The 2,412-nt window shown below is 72.0% G+C and carries 2 protein-coding genes; one reads left to right on the forward strand and one right to left on the reverse strand.

Annotated features, from left to right (window positions below):
* Positions 1-151: 151 nt before the first annotated feature.
* Complete coding sequence (locus tag ACFV4G_RS43360; RefSeq protein ID WP_359973406.1) at positions 152-844, reverse strand: TetR/AcrR family transcriptional regulator; 693 nt, start codon at positions 842-844, stop codon at positions 152-154.
* 79 nt (positions 845-923) lie between these two features.
* Here ACFV4G_RS43360 and ACFV4G_RS43365 point away from each other — a divergent pair, with 79 nt between their 5' ends.
* Positions 924-2,372, forward strand: a complete 1,449-nt coding sequence (locus ACFV4G_RS43365) for a DHA2 family efflux MFS transporter permease subunit (RefSeq protein ID WP_380449158.1) — start codon at positions 924-926, stop codon at positions 2,370-2,372.
* Positions 2,373-2,412: the final 40 nt, after the last annotated feature.

Genomic DNA, 2,412 nt, shown 5'->3' on the forward strand with positions numbered 1-2,412 from the left:
GGGGTGGGGGGGGTGCGGGGTCTGCACCCCCCCCGGTCCACAGGTTGTGGGGGCCCCCCGGGTGGCCGGGCCCCCACGCGCTCGCCGACGGCGATCCGCTGCTGTTCTTCCGCGGGTCGTACCAGCGGCTCGACCGCTGAGGCCGGATCCGTCAGACCCCGGTACCGGAAGCGGTACCGGGGTCGACGCCTGCCCCCGTACCGAAGGCGCGCAGGAAGGTGTCGACCCCGGCGGTGACGACCTTGGTCACCTCGGCGTGGTCGAGCGGCCGCGTGCCCAGCCCGCTCAGGCCCGGCAGTTCCTCGTAGACGAGGGCGATGAACTGGTTGGCGGCGCGGACCGGGTCCTCGATCCGCAGTTGCCCGGCGTTGGCCAGCCTGGCCAGGCGGCCGGCCAGCGCGTCGACGAACTGGTCCGGCCCGCTCGCCCGGACGGCGTCGAAGAGGTCGGGGAAGCGCACCGCCTCGGCGTACAGCAGGCGGCGCACCGACTCGGACTGCTCGTCGCAGTAGCAGTCGACCAGCTTCTGGGCCACGTCCTCCAGCCCGGGCCGCAGGTCCTGCGGCTCGTTGGGGAAGGACTCCAGCACGTCCATCGTCTTCGCGTTGGAGCGCGCCGCGGTCTCCGTCATGACGTGCCGGAAGAGGTTCTCCTTGGACCCGAGGTGGTTGTAGATCGTGGGCTTCGCGACCCCCGCCTCGGTGGCGATCTGGTCGAGGCTCGCCTGGGCGTAGCCGACCCGCGCGAAGACCCGCAGGGCGGCCTCCACGATCGCTCGGCGCTTGTCCATCCGGCCCCGGTCGCCGGGGCTCCCGGTCGTCTTTTCGGTCTCGCCAACACTCATGGAGCCATGCTACCGTCCCAGCCATCGAAATGAACTACCTAGTTCATTTAGCTTGGCGGTCTGGTGCAAAGGAGTTTCCGTGTCTGAAACGAACGCGGCGGGGGGCGGGCCCGCCCGGCTCGACCGCCCGCTGCTCACCCTGGTCGGCGTCATGGTGCTCGGCGGCATGATGTCCTACCTCGACGCGACCATCGTCAACGTCGGGATCAGCACCCTGGGCGGCCACTTCAACGCCACCCTGGCCAGCGTCGAGTGGATCACCACCGGCTACCTGCTCGCGGTGGCGCTGGCCATCCCGCTGGCCGGCTGGGCCATGGTCCGCTTCGGTGCCAAGCGGATGTGGCTGCTCGGCCTGACCCTCTTCCTGGCCGGCTCGACGCTGTGCGCCGTCGCCTGGAACGTCGAGTCCTTGATCGCGTTCCGCGTCCTCCAGGGCCTCGGCGGCGGCATGGTCGACCCGATCATGATGACCGTGGTGGCCGGCGCCGCCGGACCGGCGCGGATCGGCCGGGTGATGGGCCTCATCTCGGTGCCGATCACCCTCGGCCCGGTGGTCGGCCCGATCGTCGGCGGCCTGCTGCTGGAGAACCTGTCCTGGGTGTGGATGTTCCTGGTCAACATCCCGTTCGCGCTCGCCGCGATCATCCTCGCGGTCAAGGTCCTGCCGGCCGACCCGGCGCCCAGCGGGGACCCGGTGCCGGTGGACGGCCTCGGCATCGCCCTGCTCCCGCCCGGCTTCGCGGCGATCGTCTACGCGCTGTCCCAGGCGGGCAGCGAGGGCTTCGGCAGCGCCAAGGTGATCATCGGCCTGGTCCTCGGCGTCGTGCTGTTCATCGGCTACGTCGTGCACGCGCTGCGCACCGACAAGGCCCCGCTGATCGACCTGCGGCTCTTCGCCAACAAGGGCTTCAGCGCCGCGGTGGCCACCATGTTCCTGCTCGGCGGCGGCCTGTTCTCGCTGCTCTTCCTGCTGCCGCTCTACTACCAGCAGGTCCACCACCACACCGTCCTGGAGTCCGGTCTGCTGCTGGCCCCGCTGGGCTTCGGCACCCTGATCGGCATGCCGATCGCCGGCAAGCTCGCGGACAAGTTCGGCGCCCGGCAACTGGTACCGCTCGGCGCCCTGCTGATCGGGGCCGGGGCCCTGGTGTTCACCCAGTCCGGCGCCGACACCTCGCAGGCCGTGCTGACCGTCGCCCAGCTCGCCGCCGGCTTCGGCATGGGCCTGGTCGGTGCCCCCACCATGGGCGCGGTCTACCGCACCGTGCCCGGCGAGTCCGTGGGCGGCGCGACCGGCGCGGTCTTCATCCTCAACCAGATCGGCGCGTCGCTCGGCATCGCCGTCGTCGCGCTGATCATCCAGGGTGGCGGCGAGCACGCGGCCCCGACCGACGCGTCCTTCAGCAACGCCTTCTGGTGGGCGGTCGCCGCCGCCGTCGTCGTCTTCGTCGCGGGCCTCGTCCTGCCGGGCCGGGCGCAGCCCGCCGCCGCCGAGACCTCGCCCGCGCCGCAGCCCGAGAGCGTCTGACGTCCCGTCCCTCACGGGGCCGGGGGGGGGGGGGGGGGCG

This window comes from Kitasatospora sp. NPDC059747 (genome assembly GCF_042732955.1).
GTDB lineage: Bacteria > Actinomycetota > Actinomycetes > Streptomycetales > Streptomycetaceae > Kitasatospora.

What these genes read in the sequence shown, in the direction of transcription:
- ACFV4G_RS43360 (WP_359973406.1), bottom strand. Translation starts at nt 844, where the DNA reads ATGAGTGTTGGCGAGACCGAAAAGACGACCGGGAGCCCCGGCGACCGG.